The 26316-nt window shown below is 34.9% G+C and carries 21 protein-coding genes and 1 pseudogene; 6 read left to right on the top strand and 16 right to left on the bottom strand.

What is annotated here, in order from left to right; all coding sequences use genetic code 11:
- Positions 1-8 precede the first annotated feature (8 nt).
- Complete coding sequence (locus ACRPLY_RS04425; RefSeq protein WP_165635828.1) at positions 9-962, bottom strand: ABC transporter permease; 954 nt, start codon at positions 960-962, stop codon at positions 9-11.
- Positions 963-1021: 59 nt separating this feature from the next.
- Positions 1022-2560 carry an ABC transporter substrate-binding protein gene (locus ACRPLY_RS04430; RefSeq protein WP_033578690.1) on the bottom strand — a complete coding sequence of 513 codons (1539 nt, stop codon included), beginning with the start codon at positions 2558-2560 and terminating at the stop codon, positions 1022-1024.
- 291 nt (positions 2561-2851) lie between these two features.
- Between ACRPLY_RS04430 and ACRPLY_RS04435 the strand changes: the two genes are divergently transcribed.
- Positions 2852-3598, top strand: a complete 747-nt coding sequence (locus ACRPLY_RS04435) for a gamma-glutamyl-gamma-aminobutyrate hydrolase family protein (protein WP_165635827.1) — start codon at positions 2852-2854, stop codon at positions 3596-3598.
- Positions 3599-3738: 140 nt separating this feature from the next.
- On the opposite strand, the gene ppsA is transcribed toward ACRPLY_RS04435, so the two are convergent.
- The 9 genes from ppsA to ACRPLY_RS04480 form a co-directional block, all read right to left on the bottom strand.
- A complete protein-coding gene (ppsA, locus tag ACRPLY_RS04440) occupies positions 3739-6345 on the bottom strand; it encodes a phosphoenolpyruvate synthase (RefSeq protein WP_432231601.1) in 2607 nt (868 codons plus the stop codon).
- A gap of 369 nt (positions 6346-6714) precedes the next feature.
- Complete coding sequence (locus tag ACRPLY_RS04445; RefSeq protein WP_432231602.1) at positions 6715-7098, bottom strand: hypothetical protein; 384 nt, start codon at positions 7096-7098, stop codon at positions 6715-6717.
- Positions 7099-7447: 349 nt separating this feature from the next.
- The gene (locus ACRPLY_RS04450; protein ID WP_432231603.1) at positions 7448-7891 is read right to left on the bottom strand and encodes a hypothetical protein; all 444 of its coding nucleotides are present in this window, start codon (positions 7889-7891) and stop codon (positions 7448-7450) included.
- Between the two features lie 120 nt (positions 7892-8011).
- Positions 8012-8512, bottom strand: coding sequence for a hypothetical protein (locus ACRPLY_RS04455; RefSeq protein ID WP_033578687.1), 501 nt, complete (start codon positions 8510-8512; stop codon positions 8012-8014).
- A 77-nt stretch (positions 8513-8589) separates the two neighbouring features.
- Positions 8590-8922, bottom strand: coding sequence for a hypothetical protein (locus ACRPLY_RS04460; protein ID WP_098112794.1), 333 nt, complete (start codon positions 8920-8922; stop codon positions 8590-8592).
- A 132-nt stretch (positions 8923-9054) separates the two neighbouring features.
- A complete protein-coding gene (locus ACRPLY_RS04465) occupies positions 9055-9432 on the bottom strand; it encodes an SMI1/KNR4 family protein (RefSeq protein WP_033578685.1) in 378 nt (125 codons plus the stop codon).
- 13 nt (positions 9433-9445) lie between these two features.
- Positions 9446-9961 (bottom strand): SMI1/KNR4 family protein, encoded by a 516-nt coding sequence (locus ACRPLY_RS04470; protein WP_432231604.1) that lies wholly within the window; start codon positions 9959-9961, stop codon positions 9446-9448.
- 120 nt (positions 9962-10081) lie between these two features.
- Positions 10082-10414 carry a YolD-like family protein gene (locus tag ACRPLY_RS04475; protein WP_098112796.1) on the bottom strand — a complete coding sequence of 111 codons (333 nt, stop codon included), beginning with the start codon at positions 10412-10414 and terminating at the stop codon, positions 10082-10084.
- Positions 10415-10428: 14 nt separating this feature from the next.
- A complete protein-coding gene (locus tag ACRPLY_RS04480; RefSeq protein ID WP_432231605.1) occupies positions 10429-11694 on the bottom strand; it encodes a damage repair protein in 1266 nt (421 codons plus the stop codon).
- A gap of 193 nt (positions 11695-11887) precedes the next feature.
- On the opposite strand from ACRPLY_RS04480, the gene ACRPLY_RS04485 reads away from it, so the two are divergent.
- Together ACRPLY_RS04485 and ACRPLY_RS04490 are read left to right on the top strand one after the other, a co-directional pair.
- Positions 11888-12451, top strand: a complete 564-nt coding sequence (locus ACRPLY_RS04485) for a hypothetical protein (protein WP_432231606.1) — start codon at positions 11888-11890, stop codon at positions 12449-12451.
- A 35-nt stretch (positions 12452-12486) separates the two neighbouring features.
- Positions 12487-13056: a hypothetical protein gene (locus tag ACRPLY_RS04490; RefSeq protein WP_432231607.1), complete on the top strand. Its 570-nt coding sequence runs from the start codon at positions 12487-12489 to the stop codon at positions 13054-13056.
- Positions 13057-13257: 201 nt separating this feature from the next.
- Here the strand turns inward: ACRPLY_RS04490 and ACRPLY_RS04495 are convergent, their stop codons facing one another.
- Together ACRPLY_RS04495 and ACRPLY_RS04500 are read right to left on the bottom strand one after the other, a co-directional pair.
- The gene (locus ACRPLY_RS04495) at positions 13258-15033 is read right to left on the bottom strand and encodes a UvrD-helicase domain-containing protein (RefSeq protein WP_432231608.1); all 1776 of its coding nucleotides are present in this window, start codon (positions 15031-15033) and stop codon (positions 13258-13260) included.
- The gene (locus ACRPLY_RS04500; protein ID WP_432231609.1) at positions 15008-17407 is read right to left on the bottom strand and encodes an AAA family ATPase; all 2400 of its coding nucleotides are present in this window, start codon (positions 17405-17407) and stop codon (positions 15008-15010) included. The genes ACRPLY_RS04495 and ACRPLY_RS04500 overlap by 26 nt, the downstream gene beginning before the upstream one ends.
- Before the next feature lie 1226 nt (positions 17408-18633).
- Here ACRPLY_RS04500 and ACRPLY_RS04505 point away from each other — a divergent pair.
- From ACRPLY_RS04505 to ACRPLY_RS04515, 3 genes and pseudogenes are all read left to right on the top strand, one after another.
- Positions 18634-19623, top strand: a complete 990-nt coding sequence (locus ACRPLY_RS04505; RefSeq protein ID WP_321201906.1) for a sugar-binding transcriptional regulator — start codon at positions 18634-18636, stop codon at positions 19621-19623.
- Positions 19624-19725: 102 nt separating this feature from the next.
- Entirely contained in the window at positions 19726-20583 is an 858-nt protein-coding gene (locus tag ACRPLY_RS04510) for a shikimate 5-dehydrogenase (RefSeq protein WP_432231610.1), read from the top strand.
- Between the two features lie 240 nt (positions 20584-20823).
- Positions 20824-21312, top strand: a pseudogene (locus ACRPLY_RS04515) (cation:proton antiporter); the annotation flags it as partial.
- Positions 21313-21380: 68 nt separating this feature from the next.
- Here the strand turns inward: ACRPLY_RS04515 and ACRPLY_RS04520 are convergent.
- The 3 genes from ACRPLY_RS04520 to ACRPLY_RS04530 form a co-directional block, all read right to left on the bottom strand.
- On the bottom strand, positions 21381-22889 hold the full coding sequence (locus ACRPLY_RS04520) for a glycine betaine uptake BCCT transporter (RefSeq protein WP_165635820.1): 1509 nt from the start codon (positions 22887-22889) through the stop codon (positions 21381-21383).
- Positions 22890-24019: 1130 nt separating this feature from the next.
- Complete coding sequence (locus tag ACRPLY_RS04525; RefSeq protein ID WP_432231611.1) at positions 24020-24853, bottom strand: NlpC/P60 family protein; 834 nt, start codon at positions 24851-24853, stop codon at positions 24020-24022.
- Between the two features lie 370 nt (positions 24854-25223).
- A complete protein-coding gene (locus tag ACRPLY_RS04530) occupies positions 25224-26267 on the bottom strand; it encodes a sensor histidine kinase (protein WP_367077305.1) in 1044 nt (347 codons plus the stop codon).
- Between the last annotated feature and the right edge of the window lie 49 nt (positions 26268-26316).

Here is a 26316-nt window from a genome sequence, read left to right on the forward strand (position 1 = left end):
ACCCTCCTTTAATCATGATAAGAATTGCGTACACGCGGATCGATCACGGCATACAGCAAATCAACAACTAAATTGATGACCACGTAAGCAACCGTAATTAAAAGTACAGCTCCTTGAATAAGCGCGTAATCTCGGCGTTCAATTGATGAAACAATCAGCTGACCTAATCCCGGGATGTTAAATAATGATTCTGTTACTGCCGCTCCGGTCACAAGTCCCGCAAATGATTCTCCGATAACTGTTAAAATCGGTAAAAAACTCACGCGCAGCGTATGCTTAAGCATAATTGTGCGTCCATTTAATCCTTTTGCTTTTGCCGTTTTAACAAAGTTTTCAGAAATGGTATCGAGTAAAGATGAACGCGTCATACGCGTAATTAATGCAGCTTGAATCGCTCCAAGCGTAATCGTTGGTAAAACTAAATACTTTAAGTATTCAAATAATCCGGCATTTAACGGAACGTATCCTGAAACAGGGAAAATTCGAAGCTGTACAGCAAAAAGCAAAATAAGGAATGAACCGAGAAGAAAGCTAGGAATAGAGATACCTAAAAGGCTGGCTCCCATAATGCTTTCATCACGAATCGTTCCTTTATGTTTAGCTGCATATATACCAAATAGTAAAGCAAACACCACGCCAAAAATTTGCGCAAGTATAGCTAGAGAAACCGTAGGACCTACGTTATCCCAAATTGCCCCGAGCACAGGTTTATTTAAAAAGTAGGAATAACCAAAATCTCCGTGAAAGATGTTAGATAGCCAGATAAAGTATTGATTGACAACAGGCTCATCCAATCCCATTTCTTTGCTTAGCGCTGCAATTTGTTCCGGACTTGCGCCTTGTCCTAAAATGATTGCTGCGGGACTCCCAGGCGTTAAGCGTGTAATTAAGAACACAACAATAGATACAATGAATAAAACAGGAATTAGTGCAAAAAGTCTCTTAAGTGTATAAGCTCCCATCGTAAACTCCTTTCTAAAACAGAGAGCATAAGCCCTCTGTTTACTAGAATAATAAGATATTATTTTGTTAAACTCATATTGTAGAAAATTGGACCTAAATTATACTCATAGCCTTTTGAATTGTTAGAAACGGCATTGATGTTCACTTTATGACCAATAAGTGTGAACGGAAGCTCGTCCCATACGTATTGCTGGATGGCATCAATGTCACCGCGAGCTTCTTTAACAGAAGGAGCAGCTTTAATTTTGTTTAAGTAGTCCATTGATTTTTCAACTGATGTACCTTTTGTCGTCCAGAATCCTTGGAAGATGGTAGAACGAGCATTCCAGTCAACAGGATAGATGTCCCATTGGTTTGTATCACTCATTTTATCGCTGAATGTCGCCCAGTCGTATACTTCTAATTTTACATTCATACCAATGTCTTTTAATTCTTGTTGAACCACAACAGCTGTATTGTATTGATCTTGGTAATCACGAGACGCCATTAAGCGAATTTCTTCTCCGTTATAACCAGATTTCTTCAAATATTCTTTTGCTTTTTTCTTATCATGCTGGTTATATTCTTCTTTTCCAGCTGTACTGTAGTAGTTTGGATACTCTTTGTTCACAATGGATGAAGAAAGCTTGTAATAATCTGAGCTTCCGTAAGAACTGTCTAAGATATCTTTTGAGTTAAGAGCTGCGTTAACTGCTTTTCGCGCATTGATGTCTTTAAAGACGCCTTTATCTGCGTTGTAGAAAAGTCCCATAAATCCGCCTGGTGATGTTTCTACTTTTGCATTTTGACTGCCTTCAACTTGTTTGGCATTATCGCTTGATACAGATAGCGCAACGTCAAATTGTCCGGTTGTAATACCAGAAATCCTAGTTGACTCATCGCTTACGAAACTAATCTTAATTTCATCGACGTGAGGAGTTTTCTTAACTTCGCGGCCTTTCGAAGAATAATCTTTAAATTTTTCTAATAAAAGATATTGATTTTTCTTCCACTCTTTTACTTTATATGGACCTGTTCCTATGTAGTCTTTGATCCCTTCATCAGATGCATTGTCAACCACTTCTTTTGGTAAAATAGCTGCTGCGGGGATTGGATCAGCTAATAAAGATAGCGTGTTAACATTTGGTGATGGTAAATGAAGCTCTACCGTATAATCACCGGTTTTTGTCATTTCAGCACCAGAGAAGTTTGTTTTCCCAAGGGATGATAGCTTAATCCAGCGGTTAATAGAAGCGACAACGTCATCTGCAGTCATTTCTTTACCGTTATGGAATTTAACTCCTTTTCTTAATTGGAACGTGTATGTTTTTTTATCATCGCTAATATCTACTTTAGACGCTAAGTCAGGCTTAGGATTTCCTTTGTCGTCTAAAATCATTAACCCTTCATAGATACTGCGCGTTGCATCTTTCACATCTGAGTCCCCAGTGATTTGAGCATCTAGCGTTGCTGGCTCACTTTGAGACGCGACGTTTAGCGTTCCGCCTTCTTTTCCTTCTTTTTCACTTGAAGTATTTTTACTTGCGTTACCACTGCACCCTGCTACCATGAGGACAATGGTTAAAAGAGAGATGAAAAGTAAATAAGTCCTTTTCACTAAAATCACTCCTATTTCCTTGTATAAAATTTTAATCCGACTATAATAAGAAGAATAGTAGGAATGTGAACAATTGTAGCACTACCTTCTACCTTTGGCAATTAGTATTTTTAACATACAGAGGCTATTATACCATTTTCTATTAAATAAATATGGTATATATGTATAATAGTTGAATAAAAGAACCATTTATTTCTTATAAAGCAAGCGATTGAAAACACTTTATCAACGCAGTAAAAAAGAAAAAACATCTTAAGAAATGGTAATTTAACAAAAAAGGAGAAAACAACAGTGGGATTTTTAATTGGTATATCAGGAAGCATTATTGTGGATCAAGGAGGACGCTTTCCAGGCTATAAGCGAGCGTATGTGAATAACGACTATATCGAATCAACAGCGCTAAGCGGCGGAGTTCCTTTTATCTTGCCAGTACTAGAAGATGAAGAAATGATTAAAGCGCAGGCAGAAAGTATAGACGGGTTGATTTTATCAGGTGGACAAGACGTTAATCCCCTTTTATACGGAGAAGAACCGACAACCAAAACAGGTTCCCCTTTTTTAGCACGAGATCAGTCTGAACAGCTATTGTTAAAGCATGTGGTTGATCAAGGAAAGCCGGTATTAGCGATTTGCCGCGGTTTACAAATTTTAAACGTTGCTTACGGCGGCACGCTTTATCAAGACATGTCAGACATTAAAGAGTCATTTATCAAACATGACCAATACGACAATACAAGCGACCCTTCTCATTCCATCATGATTAAAGACGGAACACGCCTACATGACCTTTACGGTAATCAAGCTCTTATTAATTCATTTCACCATCAAGCGATTAAAGACGTAGCGCCAGGCTTTGAAGTTTCCGCATGGGCAAAAGACGGAGTCATTGAAGCCATTGAAAAACAAGGAAATCAATTTGTAGTCGGCGTCCAGTGGCATCCAGAAATGATGGCAAAAGAACATATTTCAATGCTGAACTTGTTTAAACTGTTTATGGAGCATGTGCAGCAGACAGCTACGAAAAAAGTCAGCATTTGACGTTTCAATCTACTTTGTTACCAATATAAAAAAGGCAGGCCATTGCGGCCTGCCTTTTTGTATGAACTGAAGATGCGCAAAGAAATCTAGACAAATCTTCATCTATTAATTAGATAAAATAGTGCAAGTATTTTTGGCTTTTACAGTATTTCAATATACCCTTCTGTTCCATGTACGCGAATTCGCTGACCGTCTTTTATTAGCCGAGTAGCATTCTCTACTCCGACAACCGCTGGCAATCCGTATTCGCGGGCAATGACTGCGCCGTGAGTCATCAGTCCCCCAACTTCCGTAACAAGCCCCTTTATCCCTACGAATAACGGGGTCCAGCTAGGGTCGGTAAAGGAAGTGACTAATATATCTCCATCTGATAGATTAGTCACTTCCATGTTTAAAATGACGCGCGCTCGCCCTTCTATCACTCCGGAAGAAACCGGTAAACCTACAATTGCTTGGGACGGAAGGTTTTCTCGTTTGTACGCACCTGTAATAATTTCACCTTGAGACGTAATCACACGCGGAGGCGTTAGCTTTTCATATAATTTGTACTCTTCTTTTCGTTTACTGATGATTTGGTAATCCAGTTTATGTGTGCGCACAACTTCTTGAAGTTCTTCAAACGTCACATAGTATATATCTTCTGATTCATCAATAACGCCGGCTTTTACTAGCAGAGCGGCTTCTTTCAGGAGAGCCTGCTTATAAACAAAATAACGGTTAATCATCCCGTATTTGGGATATTCACGATAACCGATAAAATTTCGGAGGAGATCAATTCTTTCTTTTGTTTCTTTTGCTTTTTGTTCGCCATCGGGCAATTGCTTTAATCGACTTAATAGCTCTTTCTCTTTTTTAAAGGCTTCCTGCAAACCTTTTTCAAATTTTTGTTTGCTGGCGTTAGCCTCAAAGTTTTTAATATTACCAAGAATCACAGGGATAAGTGCAGCTGGCTTTTCGCTCCACCGAGTTTTCGTAATATCGATTTCGCCGGGACATCGCATTCCGTATTTGCTGAGATAATCATAGATAGCGTCTCGGGTTTCCTGTCCGCCTTCTAACTTAACCAGGTTTTCTAAAAAGTTATCATCTTTTACATGTTTTAAATAATGCATGACTTCTGGATAAGGACGAATTACATCTGCGACATCCAATAGCGCCAGACCCATTTCTGAAGTAATATTGTTTGGGACAGATTGAGAAAGCGTATCTGCTGCGTTTTTTTCACCTAACCATGTCTCCATTTTTTCATTAATCCATGATGAAGCATCCATAGCGGCCATAAACACAGCTGTACTTTGTGGATCAAATAAAATCTTCTTTAATATCCCGATATCTTCTGAAATAAAATCGACTAATTCCGGCCCTGACTTCGTTTGGATGGTTTGCTTCAGCTCTTCTATTGATGCTTGATTCTTCTTGATCAAGTCAGAAACGATCGTAAAGTCGTTTTCGATTTGTACCTTAGGCTTCGTAGGCGGCACGCTTTCATTGCTTTTACCGGAACTTTGATCATTAGATAAAGATTTTATGAAATCTCCTCGCTCTATTATGCTTGTAAGTGCGTCTTTCATGAGCGGATCATGCTGTCCCATGGCACCTAACATCATTTTTCTGCTGTCAGGTGAAGCCAGCATAGGGGTGACATCAACGAACAACCTTCCACCGGCTGTACGCATCGGTGCATTAGTCGTTAACAGAAAAAAAGACAATCCCAGTGGTTTCATGGCATCGGTCATCATTTGTTGGTGTCCAACAGATACATACACGTGATTTTCTTGATCAGCTGCTTCTGGAATTGGATATAAAGTAGTGATTGGACGACTTTGGACAATATAAAATGTATCATCAGCCAAGCACCATTCAATATCTTGAGGACAATCAAAATAAGCTTCAAGCTGTCTTCCAACGCGTTCTAATTGTAAAATTTGAGAGTCAGTGAGCGCTTGCGTTTTTTGCAGATCAAAATGAACTTCCTTGGTTTCTGTTCCACCTTCTTTTAATCCGTAGATAGCTACCTTTTTAGCTGCTATTTTTTTATCAACGATTTCTCCTTCTTGTACTTTATAGCAATCGGCAGATACCAAACCAGACACCAGCGCTTCTCCAAGTCCGAATCCTGCATCAATGGATAGCAGCTTTCGGTTAGAAGTGACTGGGTCAGCTGTAAATAAAATACCTGAAGCCTGCGGGAAAACCATTCGTTGAACAATAACCGATGCGTGCACTTGACTATGGTCAAATCCATTTTTTATACGGTAGGTTACCGCGCGATTTGTAAACAGGGAAGCCCAGCATTTGCTAATGTGCTCAAGGATGGCTTCTTTGCCTCTGATATTTAAATAGGTGTCATGCTGACCAGCAAAAGAAGCATGTGGCAGATCTTCAGCTGTCGCACTTGAACGAACGGCATAAGCATGCTCTTCCCCAAACTGAGAGAGAGAATGAATAACTGCTTTTACAACGTCAGAAGGAATTTTTATTTCCATAATGATTTGGCGAATTTTTTCGCTGATTTCACCAATTTGATCTCGATCATCAGCATTTAGCATCGTCAGCTGGTTCAGTAACGCTTGAAACGTTTCATTTTGTTCAAGAGCTTTTTGATACCCGGCCGCTGTCACACAAAATCCTTCCGGTACTTGTATTCCTTGAATTTTTGATAACGCGCCTAAATTTAAAGCTTTTCCTCCAACAAGTGAAAGCTGTGTATCTTTTATTTCTTGAAAGCTAAGAACTAAAGAGTTCATTCAACATCTCTCCTAACCGGTAATGTTTTATTGATTTTACCAGCAGTAAATGAGAATAAACAGTCTATATCGGCATTTTTTTATGTGGTATAATTAAAGTAGGAAGAGAAATACATACCTTTTTGTTTGCGGTTACATATTTAAAAGTTGTAATAAATAGCTTACCTAATTGATTCGTATCCTGTTTAAAGCAGGTAAGTATATGCCTAATAACGCTTCTATTCTTCCCTCCTCGTTTGACTGCAAGAGAATTTTTTTCAATGTTTTTAATCGCTTTATCTTCTCATACAGAATGAATTTCTTTTTACCCCTTCTTTCAGCTAGTCATCTGAAGAGTCTGGCCCATCAAATGACTAACTCTCTTTTTTGCTATTTTGAAACCATAGCGTTACGAATGTATCTCTTCGCTCGCTTTCTAGCAACTGTATAAACAATCATCTGCAGTACAAGCGCCGCAAGGCTTATGAGTACGATTTGCTCAACCGAAGTAACAGGCGAAAAGTATTTTTCCCATTTTGGATCAGGAAGTCTTAACGCGTTATAAAAATATGAAGTACTAAAAGAAACGATATTTCCTAAAATAAGTGACAAATCTGCTCTAATCAGCCCGCTTAGATAAGATAGTACGACTGTAACCATGGCCATGATTATATAGTTTATTTTTGAATCATCTTCAAAATCTTCTCGTATAGATAGATAAACATATGGAATGCAATAAATGGTAAAAATTATAAAAGGAAGTATTCTTCTCATATAGCAATCTCTCCAATATTTAGGATTCGACATAGTTCTCTATTATTATAAATGAACGAAGAGAATTTTTTCCAGTTTTTTGTGCACAGCGAGTGTAGAAATACCCATATGTATCATGATTGTTTGTAAAATCATTTCTTAAGGCAAAGTAAAAAGCACTCTTGTGAGTGCTTTTTTACAGCATATTTATTTAAGCAGCACATGTGTTTATTCAACTATTCTTTGTTTACTAAAGAATAGTGCGTCTTTGTATACTACCTCTTTTACTCTTGACTGTAGCTTTTTTTCTATCCCTGCTTTAGCATTTTCAAAACATACTTTAAAGCGGTAGTTAAAATATAAAAGCACGTTAACTCGGTTCTTCAGCAAGTACCCAAGTGACTTCTATCTCAAAATTCAGTTGAAGTACGGGTCTGGCAAATCCACCAGGGACAAATTCCAAATTTTTAGAAAAGCCAATATGTAAATTATTACTTATTTGGATTGCATCATCTGAATTTATAATTTCAAGAGGCGTTTGAAGAGATACCTTACCTACAAGATGATAACAGCCAATATAGAAGTGTAGCCCATTTTCTTGAGGATCAAAATGTGATAAGTGATTACATTGAGAAGGATTAATACCTAGTTGGTAAAAAAACTGAAGCTCTATCTCTGATCGTGACTTCATAGCTTCATAGAAGTTTAGACAATATAGACAATCGCACAAATCCCACTTCTTCAAATACTGTTTTTTTGTTTCTTCAACATCAATTTCTAAAATCCAATTATTAATCTTTATAGTTTGATACATAGTCTTCACTTCCCATACTTAGGCTATTTAGAAGTTACCTTCAGCTGCAGAATTCTTTAGCTTAATTTATAAGCTGATTAGAAAGATATATGTCCAATTATAATGAATCAGCAAAAGCATCTAATAATTCTTCACCTTTAGTTTCTGAATGGCTCTTAATACTTCATTCCTATTTTTAGCAAGCTTCATCCACTTTGGAAGTCGACTCTCGACACTTAAATAATAGGGATGTGATTCCCTAAGTTCAGCTTCTATATAGCTTTCGATATAATTTAAATGTTCTAGGTTTAATGCCCATAAGGTGTTTCCACTGCATGCGATTTGTAAGTAGAGTGGAAGTCGAAAATACCAGTCGCAGGGATTTTTGGCTAAAATCACTTCATAATTCACTTTAGGTTCGTACGAGACCCTTGCTTGTCCATAACCGTTTGCTTTTATAACTTTGTTTTTTATGACTCCGCAAGCAGTACAAATAAACCTTCTTCTGACGTGAGCGATATAAGGACTCGGGTTATCTAAAGCTATGACTTTGGCGCAAGAAGCACAATGTGGACAAACGACTAGAAACTCATACCCTAACTCTATAAGTGTTTTATTTTTATTTAGAACTGTTTTTTTCAAGACGTTTCCCCTTTGAATTTATTCATTCATATTATCGAAGCGACGAAACCACAACATGGATTTCATTTAATTCTACATCAATCACCAGCTGCAAATACTAATTTATTTAGCTTCAGTGCTTCTAAGCAAAGATTCTTTAATGCTTCAGCAAAAGCTCTCGTATTCAGGTTTATCTCCGTTGGTTGTCTACAGGTAGTCTGTAATGCTTCACATATCTTTACTAATTGCTTTATTTCTTGTACAGAAAATAACTTGTCACCATACTGATCTAACCCCGTCAATAATTCAAATGGACCCTTGGATTCTCTCGCTAACAGATAGTCTTGTACTCTTTCCTCAAATTTTACACATTTAGTAGAAGAAGCTGCTTCTTTCTCATTATTAACGATATAGAAATCGATTCCTACCATCAGGACCTTCCTTTCTCTACATTCTTTCTAAGTTTAATAGGTACTACAAAAGAGGACAGCTAGGTAGATATTAAACTACTATCTATCCTCTTATGTCCGTACTCTTATCAAAATCTTTTAACGAAGCCATAATTAAGTAACATCTTCTACAAACTCTTCTAGAGAATCATACATTTCTAAAGCGTCCCATTCACCCATACCATGTTCAGCTGTAAAAACTGGATAATCTTCATTCGCTATATCAATAAAAAGCGGGTCACCGCCGATTTCTTCATCATACCCTATGACAAACCAGCTTTCTTGCCAATCTCCTTCTTGATTCCCTATAAGGGAATTGGCTTCTAGATCTTCTCTATAGCCTAATTGTCCATCTAAAAACTCGCTTTTAAGATAGATATAATAAGGAGTAGAAAGAATTTCTCCCACTTCATCTTCAAATTCTACTTTCACCGACGTACCTGGAAGTGCTTTAAGAATTTTATAGATTTTCTCTATATCCGGCTTTATCATTTGCTTCTCCCCTTTAATGATCTGTATGATTTATCGTGGCCATTACCCATTCATCTAAGCTGTCTGCTATTACTTCGCGCTGTTCCCAATCGTGCCAAAAGGTGATAATTTGGCCGACTTTTCCTCCTTCATCAGGATCCAAGTCTATACAAATATCATCTCCTCCCCCATTCGTGGCAATCGAAATCCAACGCGGGTTCCACCACAATTCTTTTTTCACTGGTCCAACAGGTTCTACTTCTGGAAAATCTTCAAATTCTCCTCCGTCTAAAAGCTCTTTTAAGGTTTGCCACGTATACAGAATCTCCTCTAGAGGTAATAGAGTATAATTTTCAATAACTCCTATATACTCATCGCTCTGTCCATTATGTATCATTAACCAGTCTTTAAGGTTTTGGGGGAAGGTTAGTCCCATCTTTTGTTCAACCGCTGCAATTTCTGATTCAGCAGCTGCTTCGTTAAGTGTTCCTACTGCTTCTGGCCGATTTATTCTCAACCACTGTTCAAATTCATGCCAAACCTGCTTCATTTTAAAGGCCTCCTTATATAACATTACTAAATGAATCTATGAAAATGATCCTGTACTTTTTAAGCTTATACTAATTATGTATGGGAATCTTATGTAAATAAACTGTTTTATTACTTTCTACTACATGAAACGAACATCAATTAGCTCGCTTAACCTCATTTTATTCGCCTGGTTACCCCCCTCATCTATAAAAACAAATAATCCTCCTAGAGAATCAACAAACTGAATAACTCCTGTTTCTGTTATACACTGCCCATGCTTGTAATACGTCAGGTACACTTTTTTATGTGTATGAAGCGCTTCAATCAAAGTGAAATTAATCTGTTCCATTTGATCTTCTGTTAAAAAAGGTTGTGGTATTTCTGCTTGTTTTTTTATAATTTCCTGTAATCCTTTGTATTGCTCTGGCATAGTGGCGAACGGTCGCCATTTTTTCATTCCTCTGTTCTGCATAGCAGCTTCCTCCTTTATGCTTTATGACCTCCTAGAAGGCCGTTTCGATAACGAGCTGTTGAATGCTCGAGATAGCTTGAGGCCCGTAGAACGCTATTCTTTCCATAACGAAGACGAATGTCATCAATCGTTTTTGCAAGTGCATAGGCTCTTTCCCGCTGATCAATATCCTCAAATAAGCTCATTTGTTCTTCTTCTTGAATGCGTGTGTTCGATAAAGAAATACCAATGGAGCGAATCGGCATTCCGCTATCATATGTATGTAAGATTGTTAAACAATACGGAAAGATATCTTCGCTTAAGTTCGAAGCTCGCCCCATTTTCTTTTGTCTTGAGAACCCTCCGCTTGTTTGCTTGCTGTAGCCAATCGATAGATGAATAGTTTGGGCCACGACTTGATGCATCCGCAAACGAAAACAGATATCGTCCAATAGCTCCAACAGCAATAACTCCACTTCTTTTCGGTTTATATAATCATGGAATAGAATCTGACTTTTTCCAAATGAACGAGAGCTAGGAATGTACACATCAGAAATGCGACTGTAATCAATCCCATTCGCGTGTTGATGCAACTCTTCACCCAGAATGCCAAATTCTTTTTGTAACATCTCTTTGGAAGAAAGAGCGAGTTCTTTTATAGAGTAAATGTCCAGACGATTCAAGCGTTTTTCCGTAGCAGACGAAATTCCCCAGAAATCCTTCATCGGATGAATGGACCACAGTTTAAAGGGAATATCCTCATATCGCCAATACGCAACTCCTGTTGGGCTATTCTTAGCCTCATGATCTAAGCTCACTTTTGCCAGTAAGAGATTGGGACCGATGCCTGCGGCAGCTGTCAGCCGTGTCTTACGGTAAATCTCGTTGATGATTTTATGAGCTAATTCTTCTGGTGTTTTAGCGAACAAATGCAACGAAGCTGTCGCATCAATAAACAACTCATCAATGCTATACGCATGAAAGTCTTCAGGAGCCACATACTGTAACACCAAACTAGAAATATAGTTCGAAGCCTTGATATACCTTTCCATAGATGGATTCACCACATGGATATCTTTCCTTTTAGGGATGTCAAAAAGACGACTTCCTGTTTTGATTCCTTTTTTCTTTAATAAAGGTGTGGCAGCTAACACAACCGATCCAGACCGTTTGATATCTCCTACCACCGCAAGCTTTGTTTTCAGCGGATCTAACCCCCGTATGACAGAAGAAACTGAAGCAAAAAATGCTTTCATGTCGATGCATATAATGACTCTGTTTGGTAGCTGGGCATAATCCATTGAAAGAACTCCTTAGATAAAGAACGTTTGTTCTCTATTATATACGAACAAACGTTCTTTATCCAATAAAAATTCTAAATTTTTCCCGATTATTGCTATCACTTGCATAGAATTTATTGTTACATTAACAGAAGTAACTACTACATAACGTAATAGTAAGAGTTCAAAAAGACTAAACCCTAAAGGGGGATAAATGTTGAAAAAAGAATATCTTGTGCAATATTCAGACCAAAGTATAATTGATAGTTTTGACTTTCCAGAAGATAAATTTGTATCTATTACTGTAGGGATTAGGGACATTAATCATGATCTGATCATCTCTTTAGTTCGAAAAATGTTTGGTTTGCCTGTTTTTTTTGTTTTAGACTCAATGCTCTGTGGACATGGAAAAGAAACATTGATTAAAAATAAAATTCCTTTTTATGAGCATTCATTAGATGGTGCTATTATTAAAGTTGATTCTGAAGAAAAATTGAGCCATGTTAGTGGATTAGCAGAAGAATTAGTTAATAATGGACTGAGTATATTCATTTTCTACGGAGAAGGTATTGTAGAGCAGGATTTAATTCCTTCGAGACAATGGAATAAACCTATAGAATTTAAAAATGTCGATATAGATAAAGTCGATACATTTGTGGATGTGGAAGAGGTTGGATTTACGATATTCAGTAAGAGTGATCTATTTAACTCACCTGGAAAAGTCCAAAATTATATACCTCGTAGCTACTCACTTGATATTAATAGCAGCGATATTTAACATTTCTAAATTAAAAGGAGGAGGGTTCGTAGTCAATGAAGTATAAAAATAATAAGAGTATACTAAAAATGTTAGCTATCATCCTTCTTTCTATAGATCTATTCTTTTATCTTTTAGCACTAAAGAGCCTATACGTTTTCTCTTCACAGGTTTCGATATATTTTCTGATATTTGTTCTACACTTTATCTATTTATACATAGTCCTTATAACCGTTAGCAAAACAAAAGAGTCTAAAGTGTTTTGGGGAGTAATTGGGCCGTTTTTTATTGTACCTATAGCAATCGTTGGGTGGTTCACGTTCTTTTATACTAATAAAGTTGACTATTATGATCTAAGTTCCCCTAAGAATAACCAAAAACTTATTATTAGTTATTCTAATTGGAGTCTTGGAGAAACTAATCATTACTATGATTTTTATAAACAAACGGAATTCCCTTTGGTGAAAAAACGAATAAATCAAGAACCTCTTCATGTTATGACTCGAAATACGGATATGAGCGATTTAAATGTTTTAGGAGCTCATGATGCACAATGGGGAAATGAACAAACAGTAACTTTTACATCTCCATATCTAAATAAGAAAGTAACCTTGAATTTAAAGTAAGTACTTTTTTCTACTTAAACAACAGAGTTGGGAAAAAGCCTGTATCTAAGGAGATCCAGGCTTTTTATTTTCTAGTTTAGTTACCATAAGTTTGATTATAGGAAGTAGATTTTAAATAAAACAAATGAATAACCACTAGAAGAAAGAAGTTCACTTAGAGTTTTTAAACGCTTAAGAAAGTAATTTTAGTGTGTTCAAAGATTATAAAAATAAAATTTCTTCCTCACTTACAAATTCATTGTTTATAAAAAAATCTTTCACTTTTTGCTGGTCAGATGTATAGATAATCAATACTAACGATTTAATCGCTCGACTACATGCTACATAAAATAAGCGATTTGTTTTATTTAAAGTTGTCTCTTTACCTTTATTTTCATTATCTATATCTGTTCTTGATTTCTCTTTTACACCAAACAATTTTTCATAGCTAAATAAACGACCCTTAGCACTAAAATCATCGATTATGACTTGAACATGGTTATATTCCAATCCTTTTGAACCTTGCTGCGTAACAATATGTGAAATTCCATTAATATATTTATAAAAATTAACCAACTCTATAAACTTGACTTCGAAAGCAGTATTCCAGCCTGTTTCTTCTTGGAAATCATTTTTTAATTTTGGTGGAACTTCAAATAAATTTGATTCAAGGAATCTTTCACATATGTTGCCCACAGTAACGTCGTCATTAAATGCTTCTAATATCTTTTGAAAATCTTTTCCTATATCCTTTAATATTTTAAAGGAATCGCTGTTGTTTTCTTTTAATTCTTCAAATCTATAACTGTGTGTATTTAGCAATCGATTCAAATTAAAATTGTTATCTTCTTTCCAAGCCTCATACAATGGTATTACTATTTGCTTAAAAAATGTGTGTTCTTTTGAAACTCCATCAATTGCATTGGCTGTGTCTTTAGAAGACTTAAATGCATCGTATAAGTTTAAAAAATTATTCCTCTCTGATGCTAATCTATGCTCTAATACTAATTTATAGGGATTGTACTCAGTATCTATATTTTCACATGAAATTTGTTCTCTAATATTTAATAGTACATTTTGTTCAACAGTATCCCGGTTCGCATCATGATTAATAAGGCATATTCGAATTAATCCTTTATCTTTTTTATCTTCAGAACAAACTTCTTGTTCTAAGCTATCAATATTTTTTCTGAGGTTATTCGTAAACTTTATTATTCTTTCGTGACTTCTCCAATTTACCTTTTTTTCTGGCATTTCTAATCCGTTTAGTGATTGAATTAAATCAGCCTTTCCATCTAGGTAAACTCTTTGCATTATGTCACCAAAAAGACCCAAACATATTTTGTTTTCCCTATTTAATCTTAAAAATGAATCTAATACCTCTTTATTTGTATCCTGACACTCATCAATCAATATAACAGGATATTTATAACAAACAAGCTTTCTAAATAATAGGTTTGTCTCTAATAAATAACTAAATATTTTTAATACTTCGGAATGAGTTAAAGACCCTTTTTCGTTTGCTGAGCTATCCGGAGAATAGTTAAAGATTTTTCTCCCTCCAATTTCCTCTCTTTTTGCATAAAGGACATTCAATTTTGCTTGTTTACTTTTGGTCAATTTTCCTTCTACTTCATATGCTGTTATTTCTGTATTACAAAAATGAAGCAATGATTCTTTAATATTACTGTTGTATCCCTTTATCAAGCTCCATACATAGCTATGAATTGTTGAAATGTCAAATAATGTATTTTCAGGAACCCTAGATATTATCTCTTCACTAGCGACTTTTGTATATGTTATAACAGCGATTTTTTTATTAGTTTTCTTCAGGTAAGCACCACTATTATTAGTTATATTAATCAGTAGATTTACCAAAGAACGTGTTTTACCTGCACCTGCGCCCGCATTTAAGAAGAAACTTTTAGGATTAGTTAAAGAAGCATACGACTTAAGTAAATCATCAATATGATCATCTTTGGTATTGTACAGTTGCATGTATATCTTCCCCTTCAGTTTTATCTTCTTCTCCCTTTTTGTCCCCTTCAGTTTTGTTTGCAAGTTGATTCTCTAACCACAATAATCCTTCTAAAATATATTGTGGACATTTTAAAGGTTTATCCTCATCGATAAAGAGTAAATCTAAAGCAAATTCCGATTTTACATTCTTATCATTAATAAATCCAAATAATTTTTCTGAATGTTGATTATTTACTTTACTTACATCTCCTATCTCCTTAAATAACGCACTAATATTTAAAATAAGATTACTGAAGCTATTATCCTCAACATTTAACTGACTAAACAATTCGAAGTTTTCAAGCGCTACAGCATCTTCAAAAGTTCTAGCATAGACGTTCTCACTATATTTTTCATATTGATATGCTAAACGAATAGGACCATCTACCTTATCCTTTTCACCTTTATCAATAAGCTGATGAATTAATTTGTCATCTAAAATCGATTCAGACACTCTCTTATTTGTTGCGTATCTTTTATGCAATTTTCGTTCAACCTTAGTTTTCATAAACCAATTGTTAATAGTGGCATTAGAGGACTTTAATTCTTCATTACTTATATCTATATGAGTTTTTCCTCCAGTCATTTTTACAGAGTCTATATCTGTAATAATTAATGTAGGTCGATTTATTAACTTTAAAAAAGGTATAAATCTATTAGCATATGCTCCCCCAACTTCCAATATCGTTATATAGCGACTTGTTAAACTGCTGGTATGTTGCCTAATTAGTTCTGGTAATAATATTCTCTCAGACACACCTTCAATTAGAATAACCCCATCGGCAAAAAACAAATCATGCTCATATAATTGTAAATACTTTTGAACGAACCTTCTATTGGACAGCCCTTTTAATCGCTCACCTTCCTCACTAAAGCTTGTTATGGGATCCAAATGAACGTCCCTCAAACTTACTACTTCAGAAGAAAAAACATCCTCTTTTAATTGTCTGTTAAAATAAATTAATTCATCAATATCAGCCTTATATGTAATATGGCTTGAATGGGTGCTAATAAGTAACTGAGTAACAAGAGACACTTCGACTCCGGTCTCTTTTGACGATACTTTAACTAATTCATATGCTTTATCAATAAATACTTTTTGAGCTTGAGCGTGTAGATGTGCTTCTGGTTCTTCTATTAATACTAAGTGAAGTGGCTCGATAATTTCTTCACCTTCACCACCAAAGGCTAGCCTTTCTTGCTTAAAGATATTCAATTTAAAAAACATTGCAATTAAATTTTGATACCCTAAGCCATTGTTGTGCTCAGGCAAAAAATATTGTTCATTATTAATACCATCTTTATTTGTATTTAATAAAAGACTGGCCTCTCCCTTAATGGAATCTGATAAATTTATATGCGGACGTACAGTAATTGAAGGGCTACCGAATCCTGGATATCCTAATTCACCCATCTTCTTTTGGATAGGCTTAATACTTTCTTCTAAATGTTGTTTAAAAGCTTTTTTAGAATTTGTTACAGCATTTAAAATTTCATAGTCTTTCTCTGAATACTTATTAATTGGATTCAAATAATCACTATAATAATTGGAAAATAGTTTAGATAATTTCCTTGTATTATCTATGTTAACTTTTGTTCCATCAATAGTATCTCCATCCTCATTAGAATCTATTAATCCTCTTTGTGCACCAATTACACTAACTTTAACAATATTTTTTAAAGGGTTTGTAGTTAAACTAGTTGATTCGTCATAAATATCACCATCCTCAATATCTGGATTAGAAATATAAGCCTTAATCATGAAATATTTTTTGAATCTGCTATCAGTTGCCAAGAAAGACTTGAAATTACTTGGCCAATGATCTTCTGCTATTTCATCTAAATCTTCTGGTGCTACTTGATAACTTTCTAAAGAATACTGCTTCCATTTATGCACTGAATGTTGAAAATTTTTATAGTCCAGTATTAATTTTTCGAAATTAATAGGTTCATAAGTATAAGTTACAGCTACTCTAGTACATTCTGTGTTTAAATATGGAATTAAAGATTTAACATGATATAATTCTGTTTCTTCTACATTCAAAGTGACCTTTAAAGTAGGAAGTAGTTGCATCATATTGCTATATAATTCTGTTAATTCTATAGCCTGTTCACCTTGATTTCGTTTGGAATAATATAAATTAAATAGATAGTCCAGTCTATTCCAATTACTTATCGTTACATCGTAAATATTAAAAGATCTTTTATTTGTCAAAAATTTCACTAGAATTTCGATAGCTGAAGTTTTTCCACTATTATTAGGACCGATAAATAGATTTTGCTTTTGGGATAAACAAATTACTACATTCTTTAACTTCTTATAATTTTTTATATTTAACTTTTCAATAAACATAAAATGTTCCTCCTTTAGATATGAATTCCTTAACCTAAATTTCTAATATTTTATACATATTTATAATTTCAAAATAATAGTAAAAAAAACGATTACATTTTTTGTAATAATTAATTCAGTATAGAAAAGCGCCATCAGTGAATTTACAGAACCTATTTAAAAATCATGCCTAAAAAACGCAAATTATAAAACAAAATAAGGTGCACTTATTCGCTGGAGAAACTAAAGATTCAGTTGTCTAAGTAGATTATTTGATGAGGAATATTAAGGAATCTCTAAAGAAATCCATTACACCTGAGACATTTGTTTCTTCAATAATTATCAAGTTCTTCATTTTAAAATATATAGTTCTTGTTCACTACAATATTTTACAAGAATCTGAATATATCTAATCCAAAACTCTTGAGGTATATTAAAACTTTTGTAGTGGTTATATGTAACTACAATACCATATATTATCATTTTATAGTGTGTTAGGTTTAAAAAGTGTATGTTTTTCAAAAAGAGACCACAATTAGTTCCAATGGCAATTTTTAATTCAAGAGTTTTCAGGAGAATAATAAGAAAGGGAAAAGTAATTGTTTATATTACAAAATAGAGCGAGTTAGATTACTGGGGTTTTAAATATATTAGACGATAAAGTTTATATAACAGAATCCAGAAGCGAAAATACAATTTTTTCCGTATAATTTCCTCTTACTTTGATCAAAACGTTCGCAAAAGTGTATATTTAACAGAAGACGTTCGTAATTTGTTTTAAAACTTAAACGAACGCCGAAAATGATAAATTCCTTATATAAACTAAAAGTCCGTAAATGTATACTTTTCCGAACTTTTATCACTTCTTACAATCATCATGTTAACTGAAATATACGACAATATATTACTTTTAATTATAATAAAATAATGAATAATAATAGTACCATTGTAAAAAACTCTGTATTTATTCGCAGGGCTTTTTTTGTTGTCGTTTTGTAATTTACCTAATTACACACAAAATAACAAAGCTGAAGCAGCAATCTATGAGTTTACTGGGGATTTTCAAAAAGAGGTCGAAACGCTAAATAAATTAAACTAATTATTTCTTCATATTTTGTGGGGAAATTGAAGTACTGAGGCAGTTTTCGCTACAATCATTGACATTAAAATAGCATAGGTGTATATTCAGTTTAATGATTGCACATTTATTCAACTTTGAACAAATGTGCATATAAGGAGGTGTAATTTTGACTTACACGGACGAAGAAGTGCGACTTATGATTAAAATTGCTCATATGTACTATGAAGAAGATATGACACAAAGCCAAATAGCGAAAGAATTGAGCATCAATCGTACTTCCATTAGTAGGATGCTGAAGAAAATGAGAGAAGAAGGTATTGTTAAGGTTAGTATAGATTACAATTTATCTAAAAATTTCGACATCGAACAAGAACTAATGAATAGGTTTGGATTAAAAGAAGTAATTGTGGTTCCTTGTGAAAAAGACAAGTCATTGCAAGCGAAGTTAACATCCCTTGGTAAGAGCGCTGCGCAATTATTAAAGCGTATTATTATGGACAATGATATTGTGGGTTTCTCGTGGGGAAGCTCATTAGCAGCAACTGTTGACCAACTAGGAACAAATAAAGAACAGAATTTGTTATTTGTTCCACTAGTAGGAGGACCTTCTGGAAACTTGGAAAGCAAATATCACGTCAATACAATTGTTTACAAAGCCTCAGAAATATTTAATGCAAAATCAAAATTAATTGATTTTCCTGCTATAACAGAGAATGAGCAAATGGCTGAAGACATTAGAAATTCGGCTCATTTTCAAACGCTAAAACAAGACTGGAATTCTGTAACAGTTGCTTTAGTTGGAGTAGGTTCCCCTTCCCTTTCAGGAAGCTCTACGTGGAAAGGTTTTTATGGAGAAGAGTTTTACGAAGAACTCAACTCAGCAAATGTATATGGTGATATCTGTTCTCATTTTTATACATTAAATGGTGAACAAGTACATACAAGTCTTTCGGATCGTACGATTTCTATTGATTTAGAACGTCTAAAAAAAACCAGATACTCAGTAGGCATTGCAGAGTCTCCGGAGAAAGCTTTAGCCATTATCGGTGCACTAAACGGCGGTTATTTAAATGCCTTGGTCACTACAGAAGAAACAGCTGAACTGATGCTTAAACAAATAGATAAAAGAGGGGGAATTTCTACTCTAAATCTTTGATTATATATCTTCAACAGTTTCCTGATAGCATAAAGTCTCTGATATTAGGAAGAGAATCTACTAACATAAAAGATGAAAATATACTATTTTATGGAGGTAATAATGATGAAGGTAGAAATTAATAAGGATACTCAACTTTGTATGTCCCTTGCAGAACGACCTGGAAATTTTGGTACTCGGTTTCATAACTATTTGTACAATGAATTAAACTTGAGCTTTATGTACAAAGCTTTTACAACGAATGATTTGGAAGCAACGATTGGAGGCATCCGTTCATTAGGAATACGTGGATGTGCTATTTCAATGCCTTATAAGGAAGCCTGTATTCCGTTTTTAGATGAATTAGATGAATCAGCAACTGCCATCGATTCTGTGAATACAATTGTTAATAACAACGGGAAACTACGAGCCTATAACACTGACTATATAGCTGTTTCCCAATTGCTTGATCAACACAAAGTCAGTCGCGATTCGGTGTTTGCTTTACGCGGCAGTGGAGGTATGGCTAAAGCTGTATTATGCGCTCTTCATGACGCAGGGTTTCATTCAGGTTTTGTCATTGCGAGAAATGAAGTGGCAGGACGTACCTTAGCACAAAACTATGGCTATGAGTGGAAAGAAGAGTTAGGATCTATACGTGCGGACTTATTGGTGAATGTGACACCAATAGGTATGGAAGGTGGTCCAGAATCCGAAGACCTCTCATTCACACCAGAAGCGATTGATCAGGCTGAGACAGTCTTTGATGTAGTTGCGCTTCCTCCTGAAACTCCTCTTATCCGTTATGCAAATAAAAAGGGGAAGAAAACCATTACTGGTGCAGAAGTTTTCGCTATCCAAGCATTAGAGCAGTTTGTTCTTTACACAGGGGTACGTCCTAATCACAAACAGTTTGAACAAGCTGGTGCATATGCACGGAGTGGCTCTACTTTAAAATCTGCCTCTACTGTAACCAAATAAGAGGTGTCTAATGAAGTGCCCTCTTATACCTTTAAACTAAAGTCATTTTTATGCAAATAGGAGAAGAAATAGACAAGTAGCCAAGCGTTTTCTAAGAAAGCCTTGGCTTTTTGATATCTCTAGCGTCATATGACAGCTAGAGAAAAATTCCTCCATCCCAAAGTAATTTGTTAGATGGAAAGCAGTACCTTAATTCTTAAATTGTTGTTCATTCTTAAAATTGACAGAGGCAGTAACATCGCCTACCTAGCCGAATATACAGGCGTTGCAGCAATAATTGGTGCATATATAGCAGGTGTCATCAGCGTAACTAAATTTAAGCATGAAGTATTTAAAAAGGTTGAAACCATTAGTTATTCAATCTTTGTTCCAGTTTTTTTTACGTCTATTGGGGTTACTGCTCAGTTTTCTGGCATTATGGACAATATGGGATTAATCGTTTTTTTAAGCGTTGTTGCTATCTTAACTAAACTAATAGGTGCATCCATCGGAGCAAAACTAGCTGGATTCAATTGGAACAGTTCCTTAGGTATTGGTTCGGCAATGGTATCTCGAGGAGAAGTAGCTCTAATCATTGCAGCTATAGGACTTGAATCCAAATTATTGACGCAAGATATGTTTGCAATAATCGTCGTCGTTGTTTTAATTACAACGATTGTTACTCCGCCTATGATGAAATGGTTCTTTAAAAACGATTCTGAAGTGAAAAATATGACATATACAGGTTAAATAAAATGTAATGCTTTCTATAGGTCGAAAAAGCCCATTGATTAATCAATGGGCTTTTTAAAAGGTTCTTATTTTTGTTTCTTTAGCTTACCAATTCCAAATTCTTTCGCTTCTTTGTTAAGAGCCTTAAGAAGACTAATTGTCATTAAAATCATGACTATTGAAAAAGGAAGAGCAGCAATAATCATGGTGTTTTGTAGTGCCTGTAGTCCTCCAGAATAAAGAAGAACAAGAGCTATAGCTGTAAGTAAAACGCCCCAGATAACCTTTACGCTATTACTTGGATTTTGCGAACCATCCGTTGTCATCATTCCTAAAACATAAGTTCCTGAGTCAGCTGAAGTAATGAAGAAAGTGGCAACAAGGATAATAGCTAAGATTGATAATACTGTTCCCATTGGATAGTTTGCGAACACACCAAAGAGTGATTCTTCCGTTGCTAACTTTGAAATAGAAGCAATCCCATCATGTTCGAGCAGCATTCCTGCACTACCAAACGTAGAGAACCAGATAAAGCCGATAAGAGAAGGAATTAGTAACACGCATACGACGAATTCGCGAATAGTTCTTCCTCTGGATACTCGAGCGATAAAGATTCCTACGAACGGAGACCATGCAATCCACCATGCCCAATAAAAGATGGTCCATCCATTGATCCAGCTGCGATGTTCTTCATTAAGTGGAGCTATACGAAAACTCATATTAATTAAGTTTTGCAGATAAGAGCCAATTGTATCTGTAAATAAATCTAAAGTAAACAGAGTCGGACCTAATATAAACGTTAATAGGAAAAGTACAAATGCAAGGATCATATTAGCATTACTAAGAATTTTAATCCCTTTTCCTAAACCTGTTAATGCTGAAACTATAAATAAAACAGTAACAACTAAAATAATAAGGAATTGACTCGTAAGATTTGAAGGAACGTTAAATAAATAAGATAATCCTCCGTTAATTTGGACAGCACCAAACCCAAGAGTCGTTGCTACACCAATAACTGTTGCAATAACGGCAATAATATCAATTATTTTTCCTACGAATCCCTCTGCATGTTTTCCAATAATCGGTTTTAATGTAGCGCTAATCAAGCTACGTTCGCCTTTTCTAAAGGTAAAGTAAGCTAATGAAAGAGCTATAATCCCATATATCGCCCACGCATGAATGCCCCAATGAAAGAAAGTGAATCTCATCGCATCTTTCATTGCTTGATCTGTCCCAGTTTCCCCTGTTGGAGAGCTAATTGCATAGTGACTAATTGGTTCAGCTGTACCATAGAACACTAATCCAATCCCCATTCCTGCACTAAAGAGCATGGCAAGCCAGGTTGGGCGTGAAAACTCAGGCTTGTCCTCCTGTTTCCCAAGCTTAATCCGACCAATCGGGCTTACTAATAAATACAAACAAACGATAACAAACAACGTTACAATAATTAAGTAGTACCAGCCAAATGCATTCGTAATAGAATTTTGTAGGCTACTCGTTACAGCTTCAAGCTTTGCAGGCATTGTAACTCCCGCAAGAACAAGAAGAGCCAATATGGCTACTGAAATATAAAACACTATTGAAACTTTTTTCATGTTAAATTAAAAACTCCCATCTTTGATTTATTCGCAGAGGGCATTACTTCGATTGGAGAACATTAAAATATGCAAAACCAATTTAAACATTGTACTTTTTTATGAAGCAATAATAACTAACCCTTAAAGATTGCGTTAATAAGATATTTTGACTAAAGTATTTACACTTTACCTAATTCATCATTCGCGCTTGAGAAAACTCTGTAATTAAAAACTCTCGATTTACCAATAAATTCATGAGCGTCTCCAAAGATTTCTTTTCCTTACACTTTAATTAATACTCTTCATGTTCTTTAAAATGTCGTTTGTTTGTTTTTTGTATAGTTGACATGTTGCTCTGGTGCACTTATTTCAGGGGGATTATTAATGGGCTTCAATAGTATAACATTAACCTCACATAAATGTCTTGTTACCTCATGTTTTTATCTTACTGACCTTTTAGATAAAATAAAAAAAATAAAAGAGCAACCTCGCCTACCAATGGCGAGGTTGCTCTTTAGTAAGGGTTCATCAATATGGGATGAACAATTATTGGACTTAAAGTGTAACATAATGGGGTTTAAAATGCTATTTTTTGGGTGTGAAGCATATGCATAAAGAGTGCGCTTTTTATGCATCTATTTGTCACTCAGCCCGAGGCCAAACGTTGATAAATCAAGGATGTATAAAAAGCTACATAACTCATAATTGAGACCTCTTTCGAACCCTTACTCCCAGAAGGGTTCTCTTTTTGCGTGGGTTCCGTTAGAGTGTTTATGTTAACTAAATATGTTTAGGTTTGGAGAACATGGTTTTCATTAGAATGAACGCCATGTCTCCTCTAAAGATTACATGAATAAAAGAAAAAGCAGGTTTAACCCTGCTTTTATAGCCTTTAAGACTGCTTGATACAGTTGAAAAATTTAATAATTTTCATCTTTAAATCTCTTGAAATGCAACAATTTAATACAACCATTTTTAACCTAGATTATGCTGAACAAATGCGTTGTAGATTGTATCGTCTAGATGACTTTATCAACATTCCTTTTATTATTTTTCCTTTTCCACTCTCACTGACCCTAAAAGTCGTCATTAAACATACTATCATTCAAATTAATATAAATGACTAAATCGATGAATTTAATTATTCATTACTTTATAAATGATTTCGCACCTATGTAGTGTTTTTTCCAGTAAGGGTTGTCGAAATGAGCAACCCCTACACCTGCATCGCCCGAGTGGATCATTAAATTGTTACCAATATAAACAGCACTATGGGAAGCTCCTTGTACATTATATGTTCCTTCAAAAAACACCACGTCTCCAACCTGTGGTGACTTTACATGTACACCATTATTTTTCCACATTTCTCTATGAGTTCTTGATAAATCAATTCCAACCTGATCAAATACATAGTTAATAAAACCACTACTATCAAGCCCGTTTTTTGTAGTGCCTCCCCATACATAAGGTGTTCCAATTACACTTTTTGCTGCAGCAACTACATCAGCTCGTTTATCTGTTACTTGTGAAGTAGTTGGCTTTGCTGCAGAATTTGAAGTTGTCCCATTATTTATAGAATTGCTTCCTGTTTGTGATAAAGCTTTAATTGTATCAGCACCCACAATTCCATCCACAGAAATTTTATGATCTGCTTGAAGTTTTCGTACTGCCTGTTCTGTAAGGGAACCAAAAATGCCATCAACTTTATATTTATAATAACCTTTATTACTTAATTTAGATTGTAAATCTTTAACCCGTTCTCCCACATCCCCTTTACGAACTGTAGAAGTGTTAGAGAACGATTGAATGGTCGTATTTGAGACCTTAGAGACATCTTTCTCAACAGCAGGTAAACCTTCGTCTTTAGGGGCCAATTTAGCTGAAGCAAAGGCATTTTGAGTTAATACTGGTGTCATAGCTAAAGATGCTACCAATGCGGAAGAAATGACATACTTTCGCATTGTACGAGTTGTTTTTAACATTAAAAAATCCTCCTATTTTTATCTTAATTTTATAATCACACTCAACTAAGCAATCCTTAATTAGTTACCGTATGATTATGTATCACAATTCTTTATTGTATGGATGAATTGTTAAGGTTTAATTAATTTTGATAGAAAACAATAAGATTTAATAGAAACAAATTACTCTATTAAAAATGAGACCATAATAAATATAATCATAGATTTAGCCAATAGATAATAAAAACCAAAAAGGGATCTAGTTATACCTAGGTCCCTTTTGGTTTTATAAGGATGTTTTTGATTACTAAATTATATGTTCAACAATATTTCAGACTGACGTTAACTTATTTAGGGTATTCTACTCAAAGATATTGTTGTAATTCTAGTGTTAAATCAGTTGTTGTTCATTGACATTTTTATTAAGTGGAAGGCTGATAAAGAACTGATGATAGATTTCATTAGTTTCAAGCCAGACTTTTCCTCCTTGATCTTCCACGAGTTTTTTCACAATAGAAAGACCTAATCCACTACCTCCAGATTCACGATTTCTAGAGGGATCTATTCGATAAAAACGCTCGAATAGTTTTGTTGTCGCTTCTATAGGAATTTTTTGACCTTTACCTTCAACACATAATAAATAATGATTCTTTCTTTTTTGTCCTTTCACTCTAATAACTGTATCTTCTACAGCATATTGAATAGCATTATCCAATAAATTGCTAAGAGCTTGCTTGAGCATGTTTGAGGAAACTAAAAAGTAAGCATCTTCTATGTCTTTTTCAATTCTAATCTTTTCGCTTTTACACTTTATGTAATATAAATCTATAACTTCATGAACAATAGCTTCAACATCTACAGCCTTTGTTTTATAATCGTTCATGTAATATCTCCATTTCTTTTCTGAAAGATGATGCAATTGTTCAATCATTCTTTTGAGTCGTTCTGCCTCACTATATAAGGATTGTAAAAGTTTCTTATTAGGTGCTATGACCTCATCTTTTAGTGCTTCTAAATATCCTGTTAAATTAGAAAGAGGAGTTCGAACCTCATGGGCTAAATCAGCTGTCATTTCATTCCTTAAAGTTTCAGCACGTTTTATTTTTTCAAGTAACGTATTAAAATGATTAGTTAATTCTCCTACTTCATTTCGGGCAATAATCTGCATAGATGTAACTTCATTTCCATTACCCATTTCCTTCATTGCAGTGGACAGTGCTTGAATGGGCACAATAATCCTTCTCACCCATATATAATGAATAATAATCCCAAGCAACACTGCTATGACACTTGCACGTAGTAGATAAAAATTCATTGTTTGGTGAAAAAAAGCTTGGCGTTCTCTTCCGGCTATATTTAATTCATTTGCTAAAAAGCATGCAAAGTCCTTTACCGATACACCAGCAACCCAAATTACAATTCCGATGACCACCATATTAAGAATGGTTAACTCCCAGAATAGCCTAGTTCTCCATATATTATTC

This window comes from Priestia sp. TGN 0903 (assembly GCF_050846855.1).
Classification (GTDB): domain Bacteria; phylum Bacillota; class Bacilli; order Bacillales; family Bacillaceae_H; genus Priestia; species Priestia zanthoxyli.

What these genes read in the sequence shown, in the direction of transcription:
- ACRPLY_RS04425 (WP_165635828.1), bottom strand. Translation starts at nt 962, where the DNA reads ATGGGAGCTTATACACTTAAGAGACTTTTTGCACTAATTCCTGTTTTA.
- ppsA (WP_432231601.1), bottom strand. Translation starts at nt 6,345, where the DNA reads ATGAACTCTTTAGTTCTTAGCTTTCAAGAAATAAAAGATACACAGCTT.
- ACRPLY_RS04445 (WP_432231602.1), bottom strand. Translation starts at nt 7,098, where the DNA reads ATGAGAAGAATACTTCCTTTTATAATTTTTACCATTTATTGCATTCCA.
- ACRPLY_RS04450 (WP_432231603.1), bottom strand. Translation starts at nt 7,891, where the DNA reads ATGTATCAAACTATAAAGATTAATAATTGGATTTTAGAAATTGATGTT.
- ACRPLY_RS04460 (WP_098112794.1), bottom strand. Translation starts at nt 8,922, where the DNA reads ATGGTAGGAATCGATTTCTATATCGTTAATAATGAGAAAGAAGCAGCT.
- ACRPLY_RS04465 (WP_033578685.1), bottom strand. Translation starts at nt 9,432, where the DNA reads ATGATAAAGCCGGATATAGAGAAAATCTATAAAATTCTTAAAGCACTT.
- ACRPLY_RS04470 (WP_432231604.1), bottom strand. Translation starts at nt 9,961, where the DNA reads ATGAAGCAGGTTTGGCATGAATTTGAACAGTGGTTGAGAATAAATCGG.
- ACRPLY_RS04475 (WP_098112796.1), bottom strand. Translation starts at nt 10,414, where the DNA reads ATGCAGAACAGAGGAATGAAAAAATGGCGACCGTTCGCCACTATGCCA.
- ACRPLY_RS04480 (WP_432231605.1), bottom strand. Translation starts at nt 11,694, where the DNA reads ATGGATTATGCCCAGCTACCAAACAGAGTCATTATATGCATCGACATG.
- ACRPLY_RS04485 (WP_432231606.1), top strand. Translation starts at nt 11,888, where the DNA reads ATGTTGAAAAAAGAATATCTTGTGCAATATTCAGACCAAAGTATAATT.
- ACRPLY_RS04490 (WP_432231607.1), top strand. Translation starts at nt 12,487, where the DNA reads ATGAAGTATAAAAATAATAAGAGTATACTAAAAATGTTAGCTATCATC.
- ACRPLY_RS04495 (WP_432231608.1), bottom strand. Translation starts at nt 15,033, where the DNA reads ATGCAACTGTACAATACCAAAGATGATCATATTGATGATTTACTTAAG.
- ACRPLY_RS04500 (WP_432231609.1), bottom strand. Translation starts at nt 17,407, where the DNA reads ATGTTTATTGAAAAGTTAAATATAAAAAATTATAAGAAGTTAAAGAAT.
- ACRPLY_RS04510 (WP_432231610.1), top strand. Translation starts at nt 19,726, where the DNA reads ATGATGAAGGTAGAAATTAATAAGGATACTCAACTTTGTATGTCCCTT.
- ACRPLY_RS04520 (WP_165635820.1), bottom strand. Translation starts at nt 22,889, where the DNA reads ATGAAAAAAGTTTCAATAGTGTTTTATATTTCAGTAGCCATATTGGCT.
- ACRPLY_RS04525 (WP_432231611.1), bottom strand. Translation starts at nt 24,853, where the DNA reads ATGTTAAAAACAACTCGTACAATGCGAAAGTATGTCATTTCTTCCGCA.
- ACRPLY_RS04530 (WP_367077305.1), bottom strand. Translation starts at nt 26,267, where the DNA reads ATGGTGGTCATCGGAATTGTAATTTGGGTTGCTGGTGTATCGGTAAAG.